Source organism: Acinetobacter sp. YH12132 (assembly GCF_013418645.1).
GTDB lineage: Bacteria > Pseudomonadota > Gammaproteobacteria > Pseudomonadales > Moraxellaceae > Acinetobacter > Acinetobacter indicus.
In genome coordinates this window covers 208,727-231,997 of sequence record NZ_VPBR01000005.1, presented here as the reverse complement: position 1 = coordinate 231,997, position 23,271 = coordinate 208,727, and the positions used below count along the sequence as shown (strand labels likewise).

At 47.3% G+C, this 23,271-nt stretch carries 27 protein-coding genes; 13 read left to right on the top strand and 14 right to left on the bottom strand.

Annotation, left to right across the window (positions count from 1 at the left end; translation table 11 throughout):
- Positions 1 to 21: 21 nt before the first annotated feature.
- Positions 22 to 1,998 (bottom strand): transglycosylase SLT domain-containing protein, encoded by a 1,977-nt coding sequence (locus FTU67_RS08120; protein WP_373684730.1) that lies wholly within the window; start codon positions 1,996 to 1,998, stop codon positions 22 to 24.
- Between the two features lie 260 nt (positions 1,999 to 2,258).
- On the opposite strand from FTU67_RS08120, the gene miaB reads away from it, so the two are divergent.
- The 4 genes from miaB to FTU67_RS08100 all read left to right on the top strand — a co-directional run bounded on the left by miaB (position 2,259) and on the right by FTU67_RS08100 (position 5,709).
- Positions 2,259 to 3,713, top strand: a complete 1,455-nt coding sequence (gene miaB, locus FTU67_RS08115; protein WP_005182171.1) for a tRNA (N6-isopentenyl adenosine(37)-C2)-methylthiotransferase MiaB — start codon at positions 2,259 to 2,261, stop codon at positions 3,711 to 3,713.
- Between the two features lie 41 nt (positions 3,714 to 3,754).
- Positions 3,755 to 4,828, top strand: coding sequence for a PhoH family protein (locus tag FTU67_RS08110; protein WP_016659561.1), 1,074 nt, complete (start codon positions 3,755 to 3,757; stop codon positions 4,826 to 4,828).
- Positions 4,829 to 4,847: 19 nt separating this feature from the next.
- A complete protein-coding gene (gene ybeY, locus FTU67_RS08105; protein WP_005182166.1) occupies positions 4,848 to 5,330 on the top strand; it encodes an rRNA maturation RNase YbeY in 483 nt (160 codons plus the stop codon).
- 88 nt (positions 5,331 to 5,418) lie between these two features.
- The gene (locus FTU67_RS08100; RefSeq protein ID WP_163169943.1) at positions 5,419 to 5,709 is read left to right on the top strand and encodes an antibiotic biosynthesis monooxygenase; all 291 of its coding nucleotides are present in this window, start codon (positions 5,419 to 5,421) and stop codon (positions 5,707 to 5,709) included.
- Here the strand turns inward: FTU67_RS08100 and FTU67_RS08095 are convergent.
- Positions 5,706 to 6,584: an energy transducer TonB gene (locus tag FTU67_RS08095; RefSeq protein WP_180006786.1), complete on the bottom strand. Its 879-nt coding sequence runs from the start codon at positions 6,582 to 6,584 to the stop codon at positions 5,706 to 5,708. The genes FTU67_RS08100 and FTU67_RS08095 overlap by 4 nt on opposite strands.
- 239 nt (positions 6,585 to 6,823) lie before the next feature.
- On the opposite strand from FTU67_RS08095, the gene FTU67_RS08090 reads away from it, so the two are divergent.
- From FTU67_RS08090 to FTU67_RS08075, 4 genes are all read left to right on the top strand, one after another.
- A complete protein-coding gene (locus FTU67_RS08090; protein WP_016659565.1) occupies positions 6,824 to 7,507 on the top strand; it encodes a hypothetical protein in 684 nt (227 codons plus the stop codon).
- 153 nt (positions 7,508 to 7,660) lie between these two features.
- Positions 7,661 to 8,374 (top strand): DUF3108 domain-containing protein, encoded by a 714-nt coding sequence (locus FTU67_RS08085; RefSeq protein ID WP_005182145.1) that lies wholly within the window; start codon positions 7,661 to 7,663, stop codon positions 8,372 to 8,374.
- Positions 8,375 to 8,463: 89 nt separating this feature from the next.
- Complete coding sequence (locus FTU67_RS08080; protein WP_005182137.1) at positions 8,464 to 9,039, top strand: xanthine phosphoribosyltransferase; 576 nt, start codon at positions 8,464 to 8,466, stop codon at positions 9,037 to 9,039.
- Positions 9,040 to 9,256: 217 nt separating this feature from the next.
- Positions 9,257 to 9,652: a hypothetical protein gene (locus tag FTU67_RS08075; protein ID WP_016659567.1), complete on the top strand. Its 396-nt coding sequence runs from the start codon at positions 9,257 to 9,259 to the stop codon at positions 9,650 to 9,652.
- A gap of 68 nt (positions 9,653 to 9,720) precedes the next feature.
- On the opposite strand, the gene FTU67_RS08070 is transcribed toward FTU67_RS08075, so the two are convergent.
- Together FTU67_RS08070 and wrbA are read right to left on the bottom strand one after the other, a co-directional pair.
- Positions 9,721 to 9,912, bottom strand: coding sequence for a hypothetical protein (locus tag FTU67_RS08070; RefSeq protein WP_016659568.1), 192 nt, complete (start codon positions 9,910 to 9,912; stop codon positions 9,721 to 9,723).
- A 287-nt stretch (positions 9,913 to 10,199) separates the two neighbouring features.
- On the bottom strand, positions 10,200 to 10,796 hold the full coding sequence (gene wrbA, locus FTU67_RS08065) for an NAD(P)H:quinone oxidoreductase (RefSeq protein WP_016659569.1): 597 nt from the start codon (positions 10,794 to 10,796) through the stop codon (positions 10,200 to 10,202).
- 112 nt (positions 10,797 to 10,908) lie between these two features.
- Between wrbA and FTU67_RS08060 the strand changes: the two genes are divergently transcribed.
- Positions 10,909 to 12,156: a YihY family inner membrane protein gene (locus FTU67_RS08060; protein ID WP_005182132.1), complete on the top strand. Its 1,248-nt coding sequence runs from the start codon at positions 10,909 to 10,911 to the stop codon at positions 12,154 to 12,156.
- Between the two features lie 43 nt (positions 12,157 to 12,199).
- Here FTU67_RS08060 and yddG read toward each other — a convergent pair whose 3' ends face one another.
- From yddG to FTU67_RS08025, 7 genes are all read right to left on the bottom strand, one after another.
- Positions 12,200 to 13,090 carry an aromatic amino acid DMT transporter YddG gene (gene yddG, locus FTU67_RS08055; RefSeq protein ID WP_160241633.1) on the bottom strand — a complete coding sequence of 297 codons (891 nt, stop codon included), beginning with the start codon at positions 13,088 to 13,090 and terminating at the stop codon, positions 12,200 to 12,202.
- Positions 13,090 to 14,004 carry a DMT family transporter gene (locus FTU67_RS08050; RefSeq protein WP_127799009.1) on the bottom strand — a complete coding sequence of 305 codons (915 nt, stop codon included), beginning with the start codon at positions 14,002 to 14,004 and terminating at the stop codon, positions 13,090 to 13,092. Before FTU67_RS08050 ends, yddG begins: the two co-directional genes overlap by 1 nt.
- A gap of 158 nt (positions 14,005 to 14,162) precedes the next feature.
- Positions 14,163 to 14,567, bottom strand: a complete 405-nt coding sequence (locus tag FTU67_RS08045; RefSeq protein ID WP_005182129.1) for a biopolymer transporter ExbD — start codon at positions 14,565 to 14,567, stop codon at positions 14,163 to 14,165.
- Positions 14,567 to 15,190, bottom strand: a complete 624-nt coding sequence (locus FTU67_RS08040; RefSeq protein WP_005182127.1) for a MotA/TolQ/ExbB proton channel family protein — start codon at positions 15,188 to 15,190, stop codon at positions 14,567 to 14,569. The genes FTU67_RS08045 and FTU67_RS08040 overlap by 1 nt, the downstream gene beginning before the upstream one ends.
- 20 nt (positions 15,191 to 15,210) lie before the next feature.
- Complete coding sequence (locus tag FTU67_RS08035; RefSeq protein ID WP_016659573.1) at positions 15,211 to 15,996, bottom strand: energy transducer TonB; 786 nt, start codon at positions 15,994 to 15,996, stop codon at positions 15,211 to 15,213.
- Positions 15,997 to 16,202: 206 nt separating this feature from the next.
- Positions 16,203 to 17,069, bottom strand: coding sequence for a formyltetrahydrofolate deformylase (gene purU / locus FTU67_RS08030; protein ID WP_005182122.1), 867 nt, complete (start codon positions 17,067 to 17,069; stop codon positions 16,203 to 16,205).
- 70 nt (positions 17,070 to 17,139) lie between these two features.
- Complete coding sequence (locus FTU67_RS08025) at positions 17,140 to 17,850, bottom strand: TetR/AcrR family transcriptional regulator (protein ID WP_005182118.1); 711 nt, start codon at positions 17,848 to 17,850, stop codon at positions 17,140 to 17,142.
- Between the two features lie 115 nt (positions 17,851 to 17,965).
- Between FTU67_RS08025 and FTU67_RS08020 the strand changes: the two genes are divergently transcribed.
- From FTU67_RS08020 to FTU67_RS08005, 4 genes are all read left to right on the top strand, one after another.
- On the top strand, positions 17,966 to 19,429 hold the full coding sequence (locus FTU67_RS08020; protein ID WP_005182115.1) for a coniferyl aldehyde dehydrogenase: 1,464 nt from the start codon (positions 17,966 to 17,968) through the stop codon (positions 19,427 to 19,429).
- 164 nt (positions 19,430 to 19,593) lie between these two features.
- On the top strand, positions 19,594 to 19,830 hold the full coding sequence (rpmB, locus tag FTU67_RS08015; protein WP_000048256.1) for a 50S ribosomal protein L28: 237 nt from the start codon (positions 19,594 to 19,596) through the stop codon (positions 19,828 to 19,830).
- A 16-nt stretch (positions 19,831 to 19,846) separates the two neighbouring features.
- The gene (rpmG, locus tag FTU67_RS08010; protein WP_003654787.1) at positions 19,847 to 20,002 is read left to right on the top strand and encodes a 50S ribosomal protein L33; all 156 of its coding nucleotides are present in this window, start codon (positions 19,847 to 19,849) and stop codon (positions 20,000 to 20,002) included.
- Between the two features lie 147 nt (positions 20,003 to 20,149).
- Entirely contained in the window at positions 20,150 to 21,868 is a 1,719-nt protein-coding gene (locus FTU67_RS08005) for a cation:proton antiporter (protein ID WP_075167257.1), read from the top strand.
- 60 nt (positions 21,869 to 21,928) lie between these two features.
- On the opposite strand, the gene FTU67_RS08000 is transcribed toward FTU67_RS08005, so the two are convergent.
- The 3 genes from FTU67_RS08000 to FTU67_RS07990 form a co-directional block, all read right to left on the bottom strand.
- Positions 21,929 to 22,207 (bottom strand): hypothetical protein, encoded by a 279-nt coding sequence (locus FTU67_RS08000; RefSeq protein ID WP_005182110.1) that lies wholly within the window; start codon positions 22,205 to 22,207, stop codon positions 21,929 to 21,931.
- A gap of 102 nt (positions 22,208 to 22,309) precedes the next feature.
- Complete coding sequence (locus FTU67_RS07995) at positions 22,310 to 22,813, bottom strand: DUF6586 family protein (protein ID WP_180006785.1); 504 nt, start codon at positions 22,811 to 22,813, stop codon at positions 22,310 to 22,312.
- A 178-nt stretch (positions 22,814 to 22,991) separates the two neighbouring features.
- The gene (locus tag FTU67_RS07990; RefSeq protein WP_005182105.1) at positions 22,992 to 23,243 is read right to left on the bottom strand and encodes an RNA-binding protein; all 252 of its coding nucleotides are present in this window, start codon (positions 23,241 to 23,243) and stop codon (positions 22,992 to 22,994) included.
- Positions 23,244 to 23,271: the final 28 nt, after the last annotated feature.

The following is a 23,271-nucleotide window of genomic DNA, read 5'->3' as shown; positions in this document are numbered from 1 at the left end:
GCAGGAGACACCCCATCTTGTTTACTGCGTATTGCGCATTGGAATCTGCTGCATACGTTTACTGATTGATTGCGCGCCCTGACCCAGCAATAATCCATAGTGCGTGGCATTGGTCATGACGTGTTTAACGTAATCGCGTGTTTCCAGCAACGGAATGGATTCGGTATATTGATCCGCTGCCATGTTTTGAAATTCAGGCTGCCAGCGACGGGCACGGTTTGGCCCGGCATTATAGCCCGCAGTTGCTAAAACCGAGTTATTACTAAGCTGACCCTGGATGGTCGACAGATAAAACGTGCCATAACGAATATTGGTATTCATATCGGTGAGTGCCGCCGGATTATAGGTTTCCCTCATTTGGCGGGCAATTAAACGCGCGGTATCCGGCATAATCTGCATTAAACCACCCGCCCCGACATGCGAACGCGCCGTAGTCACAAAACGGCTTTCCTGACGCATCAGGCCATAGGCCCAAGCCGGATCAATCCCGGCGTTCTGGCTGTGGCTGACCACATAATTCTTGTGCGGCATAGCATAACGGTACTGATAGTTATGCTGCTTGGTGGTGCGGTCTGCCGCATAAATGGCCCGGTCATACCAACCCATATCGGTGGCGCGTTTGGCTGCAGCCAATAACAGACCATCATCATGTTTTAAATAGGCCTGACGCACAGCCCAGTTCCATTCACGGTTAATATAACTGGCCGGTGCATTAATCTGGCGCAAGGCAAAGGCGCGTCTAAAGTGAATATCCTGATTTAAACGCTGCATATCCTGCGAACTTGGCTCACGGCTCACAGGAATCGAAGAATAGCTGTATCCGAGCTGATCTTTGGCCAGCAAATTGTGGTAATCATCACCCTGAGCCAAACGTTTATAAATCGCGTCAGCACTGCGTTTTGAAGTGGCATCGCCACGCTGCTCAGAGGCACGCGCCAGCCAGTACTGCCAGCGGTCTTCCTGCTTTTGCGACACGCTCATGGCATCAATCGCGCGAATTACACTTTCCCAAGCACCAAAACGAATCGCCTGACGGGCATAAATTTCCGCTTCTTCCGGGCTAAATGGCAGTCCATAGCTGGCATCCAGCGCATTCAGTACTTCACGGTTAAAATTGTTCTTCATGACGGTGGTGCCGCCAATATAGCCCACAGCACGATACAAGGCGCGCTGCACCGACTGCGGGGTACCTTCTGCAGCACGTTTCACCGCAGATAGAGCCGAGTTCAGGTCGGTATCGGCCAGGCGGCCCAAGGCATAAATCAGATAAGCCTGATCTTCAGCACTGGCTTTTGGTGCAGACCATAAATAGTTAAGCGGATTGGCCTGAATGCTATTCAGCTGCGACAGACTCAGGTTTAAACCTAGTCCCTGTGCAGTGGCAAGCGCCTGTCCGGATTGGCCGGCACGCAGCTGCACCCACAAACGCTGCTGTTTATCTTCCTGGGTCATCAGTGGGCTGGATAACATCATCCGGCCCAGACCGGTACAGGATTCCGGCTGCGAATTGGTGGTTAGCCAGACATCTTTAAATTCGGCAAAAACCAGCGGATCACCCGACTGGGCACGCACCTGCGCCACGGCACAGCTTTCGGCACGGTCGGCATTGGTCACATACGGCAGCACTGATACAGCATTGCTAAAATCGGCCTGTTTGACTTTTTCTTCGACATAATCGGCAGCCAGTTTTTCTGCCATGGCCGACTGTGGATAACGCTGGGCAAACTGCACAATCGAAGCGGGTGACTGAGTGGCCAGATTGGTATTTAAAATCCAGTATTCCGGATAATAGCCGAGCACATCATTTTGCATGGCACTTTGATATTGCTGCAATAAAGAGAGGTTACTGGTATTGGCTGCCCGCAGCGCATCATTAAACTGCTCTTCGGCTGCGTACAAGGTTGGGAAAATGCTCAGTGATGCCAAACCTAACACAAGCTTTTTGCAAAAAATTCTTTTCTTTTCAGTCCATGTGCGCATGTGCCTATTTTCAGTCATTACTTCGCCTCTCCTCTCTTACCGCAATATACTAAAACAGTTTCATTATTCTCAAACACCTCAATTGTTGTGTTATGTAACCTCATGATTAAACAATATTAATTTTCGAACAATTTTAATTGATAAATCAATCTTCTGCTTCCCTCATTTAGGGCTATAAGTTTATACCCAGTTCCTGTTAAAATACGCGTTTTTCTATCACCTCTGCCGTTCAAACATTTCAGAACGGACGATCTCGATTTTATCCTTCAGGAGCCTACATGACGGTTCAAACCTTCATTCCAAATGGTGCCAAAGCTGCCTCAGAAAACACTGTTACCCAGCCACAGCACACCCCAGCCGACGGTTCAGTGAAAAAGCTGTACATCGAAACGCAAGGGTGTCAGATGAATGAGTATGACAGTCATCGTATGGCAGATCTTTTAGGCGATTCTCACGGCTATGTGCTGACCAGCAATCCGGCCGATGCCGATATCCTGCTGATGAACACCTGTTCCATCCGCGAAAAGGCACAGGAAAAAGTGTTCTCGGAACTGGGCCGCTGGCGCAAACTGAAAGAAAAAAATCCGGATCTGGTGATTGGCGTGGGTGGCTGTGTTGCTTCTCAGGAAGGTGACAATATTCAAAAACGTGCGCCGTATGTCGACATGGTGTTTGGCCCACAAACCTTGCACCGTTTGCCACAAATGCTGGATCAGCATAATGATCAGGTTGAAAAACCGAAAAAAGAAAAAATCAAGCTGGTGGATATTTCCTTCCCGGACATTGAAAAATTCGACTTCCTGCCAGAACCGCGCGTCGAAGGTTTTAAAGCCTTTGTGTCGATTATGGAAGGCTGTTCCAAATACTGTTCTTTCTGCGTGGTGCCCTATACCCGTGGTGAAGAAGTTTCACGTCCACTCGATGACGTACTGGCGGAAATTGCCGGTTTAGCAGAAAAAGGTGTGCGTGAGATTTCACTGCTCGGTCAGAACGTGAATGGTTACCGCGGTGAAACTTTTGACGGCAACATCTGTACCTTTGCTGACCTGTTGCGTTTGGTCGCCGAAATTCCGGGGATTGGCCGTTTACGTTATACCACTTCGCATCCGCTAGAATTTAATGATGACCTGATTCAATGCTACCGCGACTTGCCACAAATGGTGTCGCATTTGCACTTGCCGGTACAAAGTGGCTCCAATGATGTATTACAGGCCATGAAGCGTAACCACACCATTGATGTTTACATCGAAAAAATTGCCAAGTTACGTAAAGTGCGTCCGGACATGCATTTGTCTTCTGACTTTATTATTGGCTTCCCGGGCGAAACCGACGAGAACTTTGAAGAAACCTATCAGTTTATTCAAGATATGGACTTCGACCATTCGTACAGTTTTGTCTATTCAAAACGTCCGGGCACCCCGGCGTCTGAACTGCCGGACAACACTCCGGAAGATGTCAAAAAAGAACGTCTGGCCAAAGTGCAGCAATGGATTAAACAGTCCAGTATTGACAAAACTGATGCCATGCTCGGCACCGTGCAACGTGTGTTAATTGAGAGCGTGTCGAACAAAGATCCGAATGTGCTGGTCGGCACGGCGGACAATACACGTTTGGTAACATTTATTGGTGATCCGGCTTGGGTCGGACGCTTTGCGGAGATTGAGATTACCGAGATTAAAACTTTAAATTTAGTTTATGGTGAACTCTTGAATCTTGAACCAGACGTGGCGTAATGTAAGGAAACAATACGACTACTTCTGAATAAGGAATTCTCTTGACTGCAGCAATTCGACGTACAGTAAATTTTCCTGGCATTTCAATGGAACGTCTCAAAAGCATGCTCGGTGCTTATAACGGCCACTTGAAACAGATTGGACAGCGTCTAGATGTGCAAATTTCTCATCGAGGTGATGCCTTTTTTATTGATGGTGAAATAGATGCAGTTGAGAGAGCCGAGCTCTTGCTTCAGCGTTTATATGAAGAATCGGAAAATTCCAGCCAGATTAGTGCCGACACCTTACACATGATGATTCAGGGCAGCCAGACTGACCGTGAATTGCAGATTGATGAAGAGCAGGAACATACCGGTTTAGATGCGGTCTGGTTACAGACCCGCAAAGGCCGGATTAACCCGCGCGGTGCCAACCAGAAACGTTATGTGCAGCGTATTTTACAAAGCGATATTTCGTTCGGGATTGGCCCAGCAGGAACCGGTAAAACCTACCTGGCGGTAGCTGCAGCCGTCGATATGCTGGAGCGTAATGAAATCCAGCGGATTTTACTGGTTCGCCCTGCGGTTGAAGCCGGTGAAAAACTCGGTTTCCTGCCGGGTGATTTAACCCAGAAAATTGACCCGTATTTGCGCCCGCTGTATGACGCGTTATATGAAATGCTCGGCTTTGAAAAAGTCGCCAAGCTGATTGAACGTCAGGTGATTGAAGTCGCGCCGCTGGCCTATATGCGTGGTCGTACCCTGAACCATTCTTTTGTGATTCTGGATGAAGCGCAGAACACCACACCAGAACAGATGAAAATGTTCCTGACCCGTTTGGGCTTTGGCTCACGTGCCGTAATTACCGGTGACGTGACTCAGGTCGATTTACCGCGTGGTCAGCAGTCTGGTCTGGCGCATGCCCTGCGCGTGCTGGAGCACGTCAAGGAAATTCATATTACCCGTTTCCATTCACGTGATGTGGTGCGTCATCAACTGGTGCAGAAAATTGTTGAAGCCTACGAAGGCTGGGACAGTGAGCAACAACGTCTGAGTGCAGAAGCCCGTGCCGAACGCAAAGCCCGTCAGGAAGCGCTGATTGCAGAAAACGATGCCAAGGCCGATGCGCAGGACTAAACTGATCTAAGGATATATTTTGAAACTGAGTCTTTCTCTACAACAGGATGTTCAAGCCCCTGAACTGGTCTTGAAACGTGGCTATATCAAAAAAGTTGTAGAAACCACCTTGCGACATATTGGCACCCAAAGTGACTGTGAAATCGGGATCGCCTGTGTCGACAATGAAGAAAGCCATAAACTGAATCTGGAATATCGCCAGAAAGACAAACCGACCAACGTGCTGTCTTTCCCAAGTGAACTGCCCGATGAAATGGCCGAATTTCTTGATGCCTTCCCCATTGGGGATTTAGTGATCTGTATTCCGGTGGTGCTACGCGAAGCGAATGAGCAAGGCAAAGCACCGCTAACCCATTTCACCCATATGCTAGTGCATGGCACCTTGCATTTGATGGGTTATGACCATGAAACTTCAGATGAAGATGCTGAAGAAATGGAAGGCATTGAAATTGAAATTCTGGATAAGCTCGGTTTTGAAAACCCGTATTTAGAACGCGATTAAAGTAAAAAATGAAGAAGCGGGCTTAGGCTCGCTTTTTTTATAGGGTTTATTTTATGATGAGATGAATAAAAATAGATAAGCCACAATCATGAAATACGTTGTTATTTTTAAAGCGAAAATTAAAACACTTGATCCTCTGTATTTTGCCACAGCACAGCAGTTACGTCAGAAAGCCTTAAGCCAATTCCGCTGCATTCATTTTGAAGCATTAACAGAAGGTTTATCTGAAATCGCCCTATCCTATTGGCATGATCTTTCAGATATACACGCTTGGCATTTAGATGCGGAACACCAAGTCGCACAACAACTCGGACATAACACTTGGTATGAAAATTTCAGTGTTGAAGTTTGTGAAGTATTACGTCACTACAAACGCTAGCGCACCTCAAACTCCGCCTCAGCCGGGTCAAAACGCCAGGTCCGGATAATGCGTAGCTCGGAAATATCTTTCATCTTGGCATCAAAGGCACCAAAAGGAGCAGCTTTACGCACAGAAGCCTTGGCAGCTTCATCCAGCATGGTATGCCCCGAGCTTTCAATTAAACGAATCGCACGAATCCCACCGTTGGCATTTAAAATCACCATTAAACGCACCTCACCGGCCAACTGTTGCTGCTTGGCCGCTTCCGGATAATAACGGTTACCATAAAATTCGACTTTCTGACGGAATCTTTCCAGATAACCGGCTGCGACATCCTGCTTGGCCTGAATTCCATCTACGGTTTTAATTTTCTGCTGACGGCTGAAATTTTGCTGACGCTGTAAATACTGCGCTTCCAGACTGGCCACCATCGCCGCTTTGGCCTGAAACTGGCTGTTTAATTCTTCCAGCGCTTTTTTACGCTGGTTTTCCGCCGCCTGCTTTTGCCAGCTTAAGGTGGTCATTAGCACTTTTTCTTCAAAGCTCAGTTCACGCTGCTGCTGCAAACGCTCCAGACTTTCCAGCTGCTGATCACCGGCACTCTGTTCAATCATTGGTGCGAGCATATCGCTGGACATGCGGTGCGCTTCCCGGAAGGTGCCAGAACCCTGCTGGTCGGCCTGTGCTAAAAAGTCGGCATCCTTAATTTCGGTGGCACTTGGTCTTAAGCTGACTGCAATTTCCTTGACCGCGGCATCGCTTTGCTGTGGCATGACAAATTGCACCGTTAACACAGCCAGATGCGAAAGTGCCGCCAGCGTCAGTACGGTGCCAAATAGTGGATCTTTCCACCACTGCTGCGTCAAAGGTGCAAAATGAAATTTCTTTAACATCACATTAATCCGACAAAATCGCGGATTCCCCAAATCGTATAAAACGAGATAAAATAAGACTGGTTTTTACTTTTGAAAAAAAGCGAGACACTCGTCAACATGTCGTGTCACGATAAATAAAATCTTGAAAATGGTGCAGTTTATTTTGCTAAACTGCAAGCTTCAATTGGCGTATTTTTAATACAATTCGACAAGATCTCTGCAAAGTTAATAAAGATTAACCCATTGGAATGCCCTGTATGTCCCCTCTTATCTCTCTCATTTCAAAACGTTTACGTCAGATGTATCAGAAGGCTGAAGGATTTATTGAAGATGAGCGCGAATTTCCAATGTCTCAGGTTTTTCTGAATGCGACCTTTCAGCGCTTTGTCACCGACAATGTCAAAATGCTGAAAGACTTACATGCCGATTTACATGACGACTGGCTGCGTCTGTATGCGACCCTGGACTACAACGGGCTGTATATTACTTTGTCGGTAGATTTGAAACTGGTGCAGATGGAACTGAATAAAAATGTCCAGCTGATTGTATTTGAACAGATTAGTGATACCCAGGTGATTGAAGCCAAATATCCAAGCATCCTGCATAAGCTGGGTGTGCGGTTTGCGCTGTTCTTCTATCAGAAAGTGCTGAACAAAGATCCACTGGGCATGATTCTGCAAAAACTGAATGTGATTAAAGTTAAAGATGATCTATTACATTTAGACCTGAACCGCTGGCTGGGCAAGAACCGCTCGATCATTGACACTCTGGGCAAAGTGCATGTCAATCATGCGGTGTTGCGTGAAGCCGAACTGGTGGTCATGGGCAATGTCAACCTAACCACCCTATTTCGAAAAATTGCTGAAGATCGCGATCGTGAAGAAGCCGAAGAAGCACAAACGGCCACAGAAGTGACGCCCATCAAACAGAAAAAGAGCTAAAAGCTCAAACAGAGAGATTGCAGATGCCGATCAGGATTGCTACACAAGCGTTACATAAAGTGCATATTTGCAAATTTTCTCTTCATCATTCAAGCGCATAATAGAACAAAGCACAATGTGCGCTTATTTACAGCAATAGGAAACAATTTACTTATGGCTAAACACGTATTGAAAACGATGGGCATGGCAGCGGGAGTTTCGACTGCACTGTTATTTGCAGGGTTCTCAAACCAGACTTTTGCCATGAGTCCATTCCAAGCCAGTTATCAGTTCAGCTATAACGGCAAAAACCTTGGCTCTGCGACCCGAACCTTAAGCAAATCCGGCAATCAGTGGAACTATGTTTTTGCCGCCAAAGCCGGCGGGATTGCTTCGGCCACGGAAACCAGCCGCTTCACCTTTGAAAATGGCAAAATTGGTTCTTCCAGCTTTAGCCGCAGCAGCAAAATCCTGATTCATAACAACACCATGAGTATTCACTTTAATCCGGCTGCGAAAAAAATTAATACCAAAAAAGACAAAGAGTCGCGTTCATTTGCCTGGAAAGCCGGTGTACTCGATGAGCTAAATGCCGAATTGCAGATTCGTGAAGACTTAAAAAATGGTTCGCTCAAATCGACCTATTACCTGGCCGATGCCAAGGAGGTCGAAGCACGTAAATTTGTACGCCAAGGCAGTGAAAGCGTAAAAACCAATTATGGCACCTTTGACACCATTAAAGTGGCGATTAAGCATGACAAGCCGGGCCGTGAAACCATTTTCTGGTTAGCGCCAAAACTGGACTACTTACCGGTGAAAGTGACCCATCTGGACAAGAAGAACTCTTATGGCCTGCTGTTAACCGGCTATAAAGGCCCAACAAGTTAATCATTTTCTCGATTTTTGCTTGCATTTTTTCAGGTGCTTTTTAAAATACGCTTTTGCTTTAAAAAGCACCTGCTGTTGAGGATTCTCCCGTGCACGCACTAGAACAGAAAATCTTAGCTGAAGGTATCGTTCTGTCTGAAGAAGTTCTGAAAGTCGATTCTTTCCTAAACCATCAAATTGATCCGGTCATGATGCAGCAAATTGGTCAAGAATTTGCGCGTTTGTTTAAAGATGCCGGCATCACCAAAATTATTACCATTGAAGCGTCAGGTATTGCACCGGCAGTCATGGCAGGTTTAGAGCTGGGCGTTCCCGTGATTTTTGCACGTAAATATCAGTCTTTAACCCTAAAAGATGACCTGTATCGCTCTAAAGTGTTTTCATTCACCAAACAGGTCGAAAGCACCATCGCGATTTCAAACAAGCACATCAGCTCAAGCGACAAAGTGCTGGTGATTGATGACTTTCTGGCCAATGGTCAGGCGGCTTTAGGTCTGGCTGACCTGATTCATCAGGCCCAAGCGGAAGTGGTCGGTATTGGTATTGTGATTGAAAAATCCTTCCAGCCAGGTCGTGACCTGCTCCTGGAAAAAGGCTACCGGGTTGAATCTCTGGCGCGTGTGAAGTCACTGGCCAATGGTACGGTTGAATTTGTTCGCGACTAAGACTTTGTCTGCAATTTATATCTAAAAGAGCACTCAGGTGCTCTTTTTTTTATGGCGATGTGATTTACAAAATTCTCTACCACGCTCCAGACCGAATGGCTTAGCATAAGCCTAACGGCAAATTCTGAGCGTTTTGACCAAGGTCAGCTAACGCCTTTTGTCCTAAGCTATTGGCTCTTTGGATTGACCCAGCATTTTTAGAAGGCACTCTACACTCATGACACAAGACAATCCGTTGATGGAACACAGTATCGTCTGTCCGAAATGTGGCTCAAATCAGGTTGAAAAGCGCAACCACGAACAAAACTTACAAAAAATTGGCGGAGTATTGCTCGGGTCGGCCGGAACAGCAGCCGGAACTGTCGGCGGGGCCGCCTCCGGTGCCTCTTTAGGCGCTGCCATAGGCACCGTGGCCGGACCGTTGGGGGTGATTATGGGCGGTACCATTGGTACCTTTGTGGGTGCAATTAGTGTTGGGATCACTGGCGGCTTTTTAGGGCATCGCTTTGGTAAAAAAGCAGGTGTAATTGTCGACCAAAATATCTTTCTTGATTTTCATTGTCTGAAATGCAAACACCGTTTTAAAGAACAAATCAAACCTAACCAATCTTAAACATACCAAACACAGATTTTCATATAAAAAAGTGCTGTATAAAACAGCACTTTTATCACATCTTTTTATTATTTTACTTGCACATTTTCGGCTGCAATTACTGGCTTTTGAGCTGCTAAATATTGAACTTCTGCAGGTTGTTTTTGGGCTTGTTGTTCTTGTGGGAAGTTCAGACTATGCACAATTTCAGTTGCAGCTACGCTCGACCACGAGCAGCCTAAACTCAATACAACTATACCGATTAACGTTAACTTATTCATTTCCACTTTTCCTCAATCTCTCATTATTACAGCAGTCCATTGTGCTTGATACATATACCTGCACGAAAAATGCTGTGTGAACCGTGACAGAAAACTCTGCTTTAAAAGTGGCTATTAAATGTGAAAAGTGAAAGACTGAATATCACTACAAATAGTGATTTTGCGTGAAAAGTAATTAGTTTTTTCGTGAATAAAAATATTCAAACCGCTGCAGCCAATGAAGCTCAAATACAATCAAGGTGTAAAACATTCTGTTCGTTTTACACCTGAGTTAATGATTCAGAAGATTACATTCCCTGTAACTTTTTCACCATTTCGCCTAAACGTTGCCCTTGTGCTGCACACAAGATTTTTTCATCCTGACTTAAACTCTGGTCATGACGCGGGCCACTGACATGCGATGCACCATACGGTGTACCGCCGGTTTTGGTATTGGATAAAGCCGGATGAGCATTGCTGAGTCCCATAATCATCATGCCATGATGAAATAACGGCGGTAGCATGGTCAGCAAAGTGCTTTCCTGGCCACCGTGCTGTGAACCGGAAGAAGTAAATACACAGGCCGGTTTATCGTGCAGGGCGCCGCTTAGCCACAGACTGGTGGTCTGATCCCAGAAGAATTTCATTTCCGAGGCCATATTGCCAAAACGGGTCGGCGAACCAAGCGCAAGACCAGCACAGTTGGCCAGGTCATCCAGGCTACAGTAAATATCACCTTCGGCCGGAATACTCGGCTCGGCAGTTTTGACCACCGCGGCAATATTCGGTACTGTACGTATTTTTACCGCTACGCCTGCTGCCTCTACCCCGTTGGCAATCAGATGGGCCATTTCACGGGTGCTGCCATATTTGCTGTAATACAGAACTAAAACATAGGGTTGCATAATGTTATCTGTAGAGTAAAAAAGAAAACTATACGGTATTTTGCTGTATTTTTGGTTAAGCTGGCACAGGAAAACACAGAAAGATCACTAAAAAAATCGAGACTTTAGCCGCATGATTGTTGAGTATTTAAAAAAGCTGCCCTTTTATGACCACCAGTGGTTTCAATTCGTGCTGTTTGTATTACGCCGTTTTGAAGCAGACCGCTGTCGTGAACAGGCCGGCTCGCTCACCTATACCACACTGTTTGCGGTGGTGCCAATGCTGACGGTTTTTCTGGTCATCATCTCCTCGATTAAAGCTTTAGAACCGGCGCGTCAGCAGTTACAGCAGCTGATTTACAGCAACTTTCTGCCCAAAACCACCATCGCCTTTGATAAGGCCCTGAATGCCTTTACCGATAAATCCAGCAATCTCACCATTATCGGGATTCTGTTCCTGTTCATTACCACTGTACTGATGCTGACCAGTATCGAAACTGCCTTTAACCGGATTTGGCGGGTAAAAGAAACCCGAGGCGGGATTATGGGCTTTATGCGCTACTGGACCATTATTTCGCTGGGGCCGATTTTACTTGGCAGCGCCTTTGTGCTGTCATCTACCGTTGCCTCGATGAATGTACTGAGCAATAACTTTGCCGGTTATGAGGTCAACGGTGCTTTTATTCTGTGGATCATTTCCTTTTCCCTGACCATTGTCGGCTTTTTTATTCTGTACTGGACCATTCCCAACCGCAATGTGCCGATTAAAGCCGCGCTGATTGCCGGCGTCTTTAGTGCGGTGGTGTTTGAGGCATTAAAAAACCTGTTCGGCTTTATCATGTCGAATTTCACCAGTTATGAAATTGTCTATGGCGCCTTTGCTGCCGTGCCGATTTTCCTGCTGTGGATTTTTCTGTCGTGGAATATTATTTTGCTGGGCGTGGAAATCAGCTTTGCCCTCACCGCTTTTAATTCCGGCAAAGACCAGAAACGCCATCCGATGATTATGCTGCTGGACCTGCTGGAGCTGTTTTATCAAAAACAGAAAAAAGGCGAAAGCGTGACCGAGCAGGAAGCACTGGAAGTACTGGGCCGCGATGAAATTGGCCGTTTACCGAATTATATCTGGATGCTGGAGCAGCAAAACCTGATTAAACGCACCGATAACGATGAACTGGTGCTGGTACGAAATTTATCGCAGGTCAATTTCTGGAGTTTTTATACCCAGCTGCCTTATCCTCTACCACAGCGCAAAGATGTCGGCAATATTCATCCGGATGATGAATGGATGCAGAAACTCGGACCGGCGCTGATTGAAGCCGATGACTATCTGGCAGCCAAGCTGTCGATTCCATTGTCGAAAATTTTTGAAGAAAAATAGAGGTAGCACCTGCTGATCTTTAAGGCCGGGAAATAAGCGCCAGCTAAGCGGAAATTTCGCTGGTGCTTTTCCAGCAGATCAGCGCACCCAGACTGACCAGACTACAGCCGAGCCAGAACACCCAGCCAGGCTGTAGCTGCAACAGCCACATCGAGATCAATGAAGACAGCACTGGAATAAAATAGGTGGCCAGAATTAGCAGCTGAATACGGCCAAACTGAATACTCTGGTTCCAGTTATGATAGGCCATCCCAATCAGGGCACCGGCCAGCACAATCCATCCCCATAGCGAAAGGCTTGGCCATTGCCATGGCTCATCCAGTCCTACATGCAGCGCCCACAGCAAACCCGCAGTCACCACAAAAAACAGTGACACTGCATTGCTGCCTTGGGCATAGGCTCGGGTCAGCGCCCCGTAGCAGGGCCATAACAAGGCCGCTAAAAATGCCAGACTATAAGCCAACGGATTTTCCGTCAGTACGCTCCAGAGCTGGGCCAAGTTCCAGATCTCCGGATTGACCACCAGCATCAAGCCCAGTACGGCCAGCAAAAAGCCTGGAATTACCGCCCAGTGATAACGCAGCTGTTTGGCCAGAATCGCCAGCACAATACTCAGCGGCGGCCACAGATAATTGATCATGGCAATCATCAGCACCTGTTCGCGCTGTGTCGATAAAGCAATCGACAGCAGGAACAGAATTTCATAGCTGACAAATAATGCCCCACTCCCCCAGAGATAGATTTTCGGCATCTGGCTAAGTTTGGGCCAACCTTGGTGCAGCAGAATCACCAGCGCACTGACACTATAAATAAGCGCAAGTGCCAGCACCGGACTGAGCTGCTCACTAATCAGCTTGACCACACCTACTAGGCTGGCCCAGATCAGCAGTGAGCTCAAGCCCAGTGCAGTAAAGCGTTGTGATTGGCTCAGCATCAGGCCACGCGCCGCTTGAACCAGCCCTGTGCGCTGACCATAACCACGCCCAGCATCACCAGGATAGCACCCATAATAAAGCTGTGTTCCAGTTGCTCACCCAGCAGCCACACGCCGAACAGCACCCCAAATAATGGGGTTAAAAAAGAAAATACCCCCAAGCGTGAGGCCAGATAGTTTTTCAGTAACCAGAACCAGATTAAATAACTGGCAAAAGAAATCAGAATGGCATGAAACAACAGGCTGCCAATAGCGACCGGACTCCAGTGCACCACCGCCTGTCCGGACCAGTAGGCCAAAGGGAATAGCACGATAAAACCGCCCAGCAGCTGATAGAACAAGGTTTGGGTGGCTGGTGCTTCGGCCAGCGGGGTTAAGCGCACCGCTATGGTAGTGGCCGCCCATAAAATACCGGCACATAAAGCCAGAAAGTCGCCATAGAGCATGGAACTGGTTGCGGCACTGAGCTGACTGTCACGCCCCAAAAAAGTCACCACAATGCCCAGAAAAGCCAGCAGAATACCGCTCCATTGCAGCAGGGAAAGCCGTTCACTGGGCAGCTTCCAGTGCAGGCCTAAAGCTACAAAAATTGGCGCGGTATACAGCAGCACCACGGTATGGGAGGCCGAGGTAAAGCGGATGGCTTCAGCCAGCATAAAAAATTCGGCGGCAAATAGCAGCCCGACCAGCAAGCCCGGATACAAATACGTCGGTGTCCATAAATGCACACCTTGAGCCAGCCGGATTAACGGCCAGACCAGCAGCGCAGAAATCCCGGAACGCAGCGCCATTTGCATTAGCGGTGAAATATCAGGCGCGGCAATTTTTAGCACCACCTGCTGCAGTCCCCAGAAAATACACAGCACAAACATTATACTGGCTGCTCTGGCATCCAGTGCCTGTCGTTGTTTCACCAAAATTCCTTGAAAATTCTCGTTTTTCCCTAGCCTACCTTAATTGAATTGGCAGGCATTTAAAATATGTGCTGCACGCTTTTCCTGCAATTTACACATAAACAGCTGCCATAAAAAAACGACCCGTGATGGGTCGTCCTGAGTCTGGCCTGTCACGTTTAGTTATCGCTGACAAAGGCAATATCACTGAGTCCGGCTTCACTCGCACGTGACATTACCTGGGCAACGGTATCATAACGGGCATCTTTGTCGGCACGTAATTGTACCGTTGGCTTACGTTCCTGCTCGCCTGCCGCATTTAAACGGTTTTCCAGCTCATCCAGACTGATGATCTGATCATCCCAGGCCACTTCACCCGAAGCATTAATGCTAACGGTAATCGCCTGTGGTGGTGGATCAATAATTTCTGCCGTGGTTTCTGGCAAGGTTAATGGTATTGATGGGTTGGCAACGGTCGCTGTCACCAGGAAGATGATCATCAAGACCAGCATAATGTCGATGAGCGGAATGAGGTTCATCTCATTCATGCCGCTATCGTTGTCTTCACCCAATTGAAATGCCATTAAGCCTGACCTCCCACTAAACCTTGCTGTGCAGTTTTCACTTCAGCCTGAGCGGTCGCAGAATCCTGCTGCAGCATGGTGTCAATTAACAGGTTGTGTGCATGATCTTGCAGTTCATGTGACAAGGTCCGGTTAAAACGGCTACAGATGTTATAGGCAATAACTGCTGGAATTGCGACAGCCAGACCAAAACCGGTCATGATCAGTGCTTCACCGACAGGCGTCGCCACTTGAGCAAGGCCAGCCTGACCGCTTTTACCCACCGCTACCAGCGCGTGGAAAATCCCCCATACAGTACCAAACAGACCGACAAACGGTGCCAGCGATGCAATAGTTCCGAGTACCGATACGCCTTTTTCTGCAGAGGCTTTTTCTGCCGAAATCTGGCGTAACAGCGCCTGCTCTGCCACGGCCTTGCGCTGTTCAAAACTTAAAGGCGCAAATTTGGCTTTCAGGCTGTTCAGCGCTTGAGCGAGTTGAGCATAGGCTTGCTGTTTAAGTTGGCGGGTGCCCATCAGACGCAGCACAAAAATTGTCCAGGTCGCAATCGACATTGCCAGTAACACGAAATACAGTGTTTTGCTGACTGCATCTGCATGTTGCCAATAAACTGAAAAGTTCATACTCGAACTCCTGATTAAAGTTAGCCGTTAGGATTCAATGTCAATTCAAAGGGTTGCTCGGCACGAATTGGATAAGCAACGCCATTTTCCTTGTACGGTTTGAATTTTGCACTACGCACAGCGCGTAAAATCTTTTCATCTAAAGCAGCAATGCCGCTTGAACGGGTAATCCGCGCACTGGTAATTGAGCCTTTTTCATTGGCTTCAATTAAGACCACAACGCTACGGGTTTCACCCTGTAAATCTCGGTTGGTATACGATGGTTTTGGTGAGCGGCTCCACTGCACGCCCGAGCCCCCAATTGATACCGATTTGGTTGCTGGCACAGCTGGTGCAGGCGGCGCTACTGGCGCAGGCTGTACCACCGGTTGCGGTGCCGGTTTCACCACTTTGGTTTCAGAAACCGTGGTGGTAACGGTTGGCGTTGGCTGCGGCGTTGGCTCAACCGGTTTGACCACAGGTTTTGGCGCTTCGGCCTTTTTCACCTGCTGGACTTTTTCCACTTTTTTCGGTGGTGGTGGCAATGGTTTTTCAACCACCTTCACTTCTTTGACTTCTGGTGGCTTAGGCTGTGCCGGTTTTGGTTCTGCTTTTGGTTGTGGCGGTAAAGGTTTTGGGGGTTCCTGAATTTTGACAAAGCGGACTTTTAGCGGCTCCTTGTCAATCGGTTTCAGTTCCGGTGATTCCATCTGGCTAACCGCCCACAACACCCCGATATGGCCAATAACCACGGCCACCAGTGCAGACAGCACTTTCTTTTTCATGGGATGAGGAGATTGCATCATGGGAGTAGAAGATGGACTCATTAAACTCAGTTACCTTAAAGAGGTGATAGCCAGTTTCAGATTTGACCTATCAAGCTCATCGGTTAGCACAATTAAAGTACCGCAATGATAAATGAGAAGTGTTTTCATTTGCAACAATTAATTTGGCTATTTTAATGGCTTTTTCAAATAATCAATAAAAAAGGCATACTAAAAGTATGCCTTTAAATCTGCTGATTCACAACAACTTATTGGAATACCACTGTTTTATTGCCATCGACAATAATCCGGTCTTCCAGATGCCATTTCACTGCACGCGCCAGCACGTTACGCTCCACATCCTGACCCAGTTCACGCAGCTGCTCGACCGTAAAATCGTGGCTGACACGCTCCACATCCTGCTCGATAATCGGGCCCTGGTCTAAATCCGCGGTCACATAGTGCGCAGTTGCCCCAATCAGTTTCACGCCTTTGTCATAGGCTTGCTGATACGGGTTGGCGCCAACGAAAGCTGGCAGGAAGGAATGGTGAATATTGATCACTTTCATTTCCCATTTGCTGACAAATTCTTCATCCAGAATCTGCATATAACGTGCCAGCACCAGTACATCATTGCCCTGCATCAATTCATCAATTTTGGCATAGGCTTCGCGTTTATTTTCCTTGTTAACCGGCACCACTTCAAATGGAATACCAAAGTTCTCAACCGCTTCACGTAAAGTTTCGTGATTCGACACCACTTTGGTGATTTCACACGGCAGACCACCACGCGCATGACGCCATAACAGTTCCAGCAAGGCATGATCGACTTTAGACACTAAAATACCGACCTTTTTCACATCGGCCACCAAGGCCAGACGCCATTGCATTTCATAACGCTCGGCCACATTGCTGGCAAAGGTCTGGATCAGGCTTTCACGACGGCTTTGCAGATGATCCAGCTCGAATTCAACGCGCATGAAATAACGCCCGCCCTGAGCTTCAGTCGCGTATTGATCAAGTGCGGTAATATTTGCTCCCTGATGATACAAAAAGCTCGATACAGCCTGCACGATACCTGGCTTATCCTCACAAGTAATCAGTAAACGTGCAGTATTCGCAGTCGTCATATTCATGTTGGTTTATATCACTAATCAGTTAAATTGAAAAAATAAGCCGGCTATTCTAGCGCGTTTCCTTAACAGACTAAATAGGGGAATCAGTTTCTGTATTCTTGCTTGAAGATAAGCTGGCAAACAGTTCCGATGAACCCAGGGTCTGTAACAGGCCTTCATAGGTTTGACGGCTTTCACCACGCAAATACGCCCCTTCCAGGAATACCATCTGACGCAGCGCCTGCCAGACCCACTTCTCTTCCAGCGTATTCGAGTCGGTAATATGCCCCGACATATACAGGAAGTTGGTCCAGTTGGTCAGCACAATCCACAGGTTAATAATTAAGGCTTCAATTTCCGAGTCGGTCATTTCCATTAAACCGGCTTCCACGAAAGCTTTATAAATTTTTTGTCCCTGCTGCATCACCTGTCCGGCAAAACGCGGATACATTTTGCGGAAATCTTCGTTATTTTCCACCAGATGATAGACATCCCGATGCAAAAAGCGGTAGTTCCATAACTGGCTGCTAAGGACCTGAAAGTAATGAATCTTATCGTTGGCATCCAGCGGACGGTCATCTGGCAAGGCCAGCATGCTCAGGGTTTCGGCCTGATACTGCTCCATCAGCTCTTTAATAATTTCGTTTTTATTGCGGAAATGATAGTACAAATTACCCGGACTCATACCCAATTCAGCTGCAATATGATTGGTCGTCACGACACGTTCGCCACGTTCATTAAAAAGTTGCAGGCTTAACTGCAAAATACGTTCTTTGGTTTTCACCGTTTTCGAGTGTGACATCCTAAAGTAACCATTCTTTCAAACTGTTAAGAAACTAACAGATAAAGTAACTTGACTATTTAGAGTAAATACTCTAAAAACTAAATTAATTGATTCAATCGAATGGTAACACGCCATGAACAGTCAAACAAAAACAACTTCGATGACCACTCCCGACAGCACGCCCCATAACCTTGATGCACAACGTTTACATGATGTTCTGGCCCTGCAGAAATACGCCTATCAGCGCTATCCGCTGCCAACCGCCAAAGAACGGATTGACCGTCTGGCACGGTTAAAACGGGTGCTGGTTAAATATCAGGATCAGTTTGCCGAAGCAATTAATGAAGACTATGGTAACCGTTCGATGGGCGAGACCAAAATTGGCGAATTACTCACCTGCCTTGAACATATCAAATACTACAGCAAAAACCTCAGTGGCTGGATGAAACCATCCAAGCGACATGTCGGAATTATTCATCAGCCGGCCAAAGCCTGGGTGCAATACCAGCCTTTGGGTGTGGTCGGCATTATTGCACCGTGGAATTATCCGCTGTTACTGTCGGTCGGTCCGTTAATCTGCGCTTTAGCAGCCGGCAACCACGCCATGATTAAAATTTCCAGTGCCTCGATGCATTTTGGCCGTGTGCTGGAAAATGCCATTGCTGAAGCTTTCCCGCAGGAACTGGTGGCGGTCATTACCGGCGGCGGTGCGATTTCCGATACCTTTAGTCATCTGTCCTTCGATAAAATGATTTTTACCGGTTCGACCAATGTCGGTAAAACCGTGATGGCGGCGGCAGCCGAAAATCTGGTGCCGGTGATTTTAGAGCTGGGCGGTAAATCGCCCGTGCTGGTGCATCCATCAAGTGATATGGCCGATGTTGCCGAGCGGATTGCGGTTGGTAAACTCTGGAATGCCGGACAGACCTGCGTGGCACCGGACTATATGTTCCTGCCTAAAGGCAAAACCGCCGAATTCCTGGGTCATTATGAACAATATATTAAGCAGATGTATCCAAGTCTGCGCGACAATCAGGATTACACCTCCATTATTAATGACAAGCAGTACAACCGGCTGCAGGGCTATTTAGACAATGCCCGTGAACAGGGCGCCCAACTGATTGAAATCAATCCGCAAAATGAACTGCTGGACGATGTACGCAAAGTCGCTCCGACCGTACTGACCGGGGTCACCACCGAAATGCGCATCATGAAAGAGGAAATTTTCGGACCACTGCTGCCCATCATGGAATATGAACAAATTGATGATGTAATCGAGTTTATTAATAGCCGTCCGCGTCCACTTGCATTATACTACTTCGACTTTGATCAGGCGCGTGCCGACTATGTCGCACAGCGTACCCATTCAGGGCATTTCGGACAAAACATGGTACTGACCCATGTCGCACAGGATGACTTACCATTTGGTGGTGTCGGTGCGTCAGGGATGGGCAAATATCATGGTCCCGAAGGATTCTTCAGTTTGTCGCATGAACGCTCGGTGATGTCTAATCCGAAGCTGTATAGCTTGAAATACATCCTGCCGCCGTTCAATAAGCCGATTCACAGACTAATTTCAAAGATGCTTCTTCGCTAAATGATCAAGGCATGAGCTATTAGCATGGCTCATGCTGCGTTTTCCTGAAAATCGCTTGTCTTTTAAGCGCATTTTTGGTATAAAACGCCCCTTGAATGAATTCATCCGTTTATTTTTGACTGGCCATACAGATTTGCTGTTGGCTAAATCAATGGAGTTACACCATGTCTAAGGTTTGCCAAGTTACCGGCAAGCGTCCAGTCGTTGGTAACAACGTCTCACACGCCAACAACAAAACTAAGCGCCGGTTCGAGCCGAACCTGCACCACCACCGTTTCTGGTTAGAAAGCGAAAAACGTTTTGTACGTCTTCGTTTAACCACTAAAGGTATGCGTATTATCGACAAATTGGGCATTGAAAAGGTTGTTGCTGACCTACGTGCTCAAGGTCAAAAGATCTAAGTAAGGAGTCAGGACAATGCGTGATAAGATTCGCTTAGTTTCTACAGCTGGTACAGGTTATTTCTATACCACGACTAAAAACAAACGTACTATGCCGGAAAAAATGGAAATCAAAAAATTTGATCCAAAAATCCGTCAACACGTAATCTTCAAAGAAGCTAAAATCAAATAATTTTGGCTTTTTGAAAAAAACGACCTCTCTGCAGGTCGTTTTTTTTGCACTTTTTTTCTTCCAGTTGTTAAAATTTCCTGATCTTTTCAATCTGGCACTCTCTGTGCTTGTCTTTTTTACCCTTAACCTTGGCTTAAGGAGTTGTTAGTGCCGCATGATGTAGAACTTATTATCTTATTGGCTGTCGGCTTTGGACTGGCCTTACTGTTCGGCTATATTGCCGCCCGTTTACGTTTACCGCCCCTGATCGGTTATCTGGTGGCCGGTATCCTGATTAGTCCAAATACGCCCGGCGTGGTCGGTGATATTCACCTGGCCAACCAGCTGGCTGAACTGGGTGTGATGTTCCTGATGTTTGGCGTCGGGATGCATTTCTCGCTCAATGACCTGATGCAAGTCAAACGGATTGCCCTGCCCGGTGCCATCCTGCAGATTACTGTCGCCACTTTACTGGGGATTGGAGTCTCGATGATGTGGGGCTGGAGTTTCGGCTCTGCACTGGTGTTCGGTCTTAGCCTGTCCTGTGCCAGTACGGTAGTTCTACTCAAAGCACTGGGGGATCGCGGCCTGCTAGACTCGGTCAACGGCAAGATTGCCGTGGGCTGGCTGCTGGTCGAAGATCTGGTGATGGTACTGGTGCTGGTACTGTTACCGGCTACTGCGGTCCTGTTGGGTGGACAGGCACTTGCCGGTAGTGCAGCTGATGAAAACATCTGGCTGACACTGGGCATTACCCTGTTAAAAGTCACCGGCTTTATTGCCTTTATGCTGATTGTCGGAAAACGATTGGTACCCTGGATTATGCAGGTGGTGGCGCGTCTAGGTTCCCGTGAACTGTTTACCCTGACTGTGGTCGCGGCGGCCGTGTCAATTGCCTTTGGTGCCTATAAAGTCTTTGGTGTGTCGATGGCACTGGGCGCCTTCTTTGCCGGTATGGTGGTGAAAGAGTCTGACTTTAGCCATCGTGCTGAAGAAGAAACCCTGCCGCTACGGGAGATTTTCTCGATCCTGTTCTTCGTGTCGGTGGGGATGCTGTTTGACCCGCGGATTCTGCTGGAAGAACCGCTGCATGTGCTGGCAGTGGTCGGCATTATCATGATTGGTAAAACCATTGCCGCCATGGCCCTAGTCCTGTTCTTCCGCTACCCGATTAACACTGCATTAACGGTGGGTGCTTCACTGGCGCAGATTGGTGAATTCTCCTTTATTCTGGCCACGCTCGGCGTATCGTTACAGCTGCTGTCTCTAGAAGGTCAAAACCTGATTCTGGCCGGTGCCCTGATTTCCATTACCTTAAACACCTTCCTGTTTTCGGCGATTGAACCGGTACAGCGCTGGATTCGCGAGCGCTCACATCTAGCCCGTTTGCTGGAACGCAGTGGCGACCCGCTGGCGATGTTACCCGATGAAGTTTCACAAGATTATCTGCGGGATCAGGTCGTGATTATTGGCCATGGTGAAGTCGGCCGCCGTATTACCAAAAACCTGATGGCGGAAAATATCAAGGTGGTGATTGCCGAAGAAAACCGTGAGATTGTTGAAAACCTGCGGGAAAAAGGCATTGCTGCGGTATCTGGTGTGGCCACTGAGCCTGGAGTACTGATTCAGGCACATATTCAACATGCCCGTTTACTGGTGATTTCACCGATGGACATTATTGATATTCATAAAATTGTTGATATTGCGACTACTTTGAATCCGCAAATTCAGGTGCTGATCTGCGCGGAAAGCAAAGAAGAAGCCGAAGTCATTCGCCGTGACAATATCGGTGAGGTGTACTTTGCCAAAGAAGAAATGGCCAAGAACATGAGCAATCATATTTTAAACCAGATTGAAATTGCCCATCATCAACCACCCTCACATTAAGCCTCAGGCACAAAAAAGCGCACCTTCAGGTGCGCTTTTGCATTCCAGAGCATGAGCCGACTAGCTCAGATACTTCGGCTGCTCATCAACCACTTCGGCCTGCCATTCATTGACCTGCTTTTCCAGCAGCCCGAATAATGCGGCCTGAATCATGTGCTGGGCGACAATTGGCGTCTGATCTCCCAGCAGGGCTTTGACTTCATCATTAAACTGGATTTTGACCAGAGGTTCCTGTTCTGAACCAGCATTACGCAATGCCAACTCACCACCTTCAAGCTGAACCAATTCCAAAATCGCGTCCTGATTTCCAAATAAGGCTTTTAACTGTTCTATAGACATAATTCCTCCATGTTCAACATGGTGGCAAAGATGGACTCTTTGCATCGCTTAGATAGTTAATATGATGTCAGGTTTTCAGAATTCAAGGGACACTGGTCGGGTTTAGAATTCCACCATTTCATTTCTGAAACCATCAATTAACTGCATCAGCTCACGATGCCATTCACGCAGGATTTTGGTATCTGGCAGCCATGCTTGCGGGGTTTGAGTGACTTTAATAATCAGGTTCGATGAAGTCTCATCTTCCGGTTCCGGTGCGCTTGGCTCCGGCGTATACTGACAAAGACGATAAGCGCGTTTTAATTCAGCAATAAAGCCTTCTTTGGCCAGTTTTTGCAGAATCACCACTTCAGGCGATACCTGACCTTTGGCCGCCATCGCTTCTTCAATTGATTTTAAAGTCGGCTGCAGCTCATTCAGGCGGTAGTAACGCATCAGTTCCTGCAAAAAGGCCAGTACAGCACCATGCAGATGAAACACCGCTGCTTCGCGATGTGCCTGCGCCTGCTGGATATGTTCGGTTTGTTCGGCTTGCTGACATGAAAGACGGGCAAAATACAGTTTTTGATTGGTACGGTCGGCATGAAAGCGAGCAACACGGGACATGAATAGCGTTCCTAAATTTTGGCTTTTATTTCAACATTAAGCTTAAACGCTCTGCGTCCAAATGCCCAACAAAAAATACATATGAGCGCTATCATCAGCATCGATATTTTCTACGATAAGTTTAAATAGAGAAAAATGCAGCGCTAAAAAAGGAGCCACTAAGGACTCCTGTTGATGTTCAAGCTTTCGGCTTGTCTTCCGCAGCTTTAACGCGAATGCCAGCACCTTTGACTTTCAGGGTATTCAGGCCCTTAATCGCTTTGACGGCTTCACGACCATGCGGCATTTCCACAAAGCCAAACCCTTTGGACTTGCCACTGTCAGCCTCTTTAACAATCACCGCAGATTCGACTGTGCCAAACGGCTGAAACAGCGCCAGCAGTTCAGCATCGGTGATAGAACGCTCTAAATTACGTACAAGAATTTTCATTTACTTTTTCCAAATAGGCCAAATCATC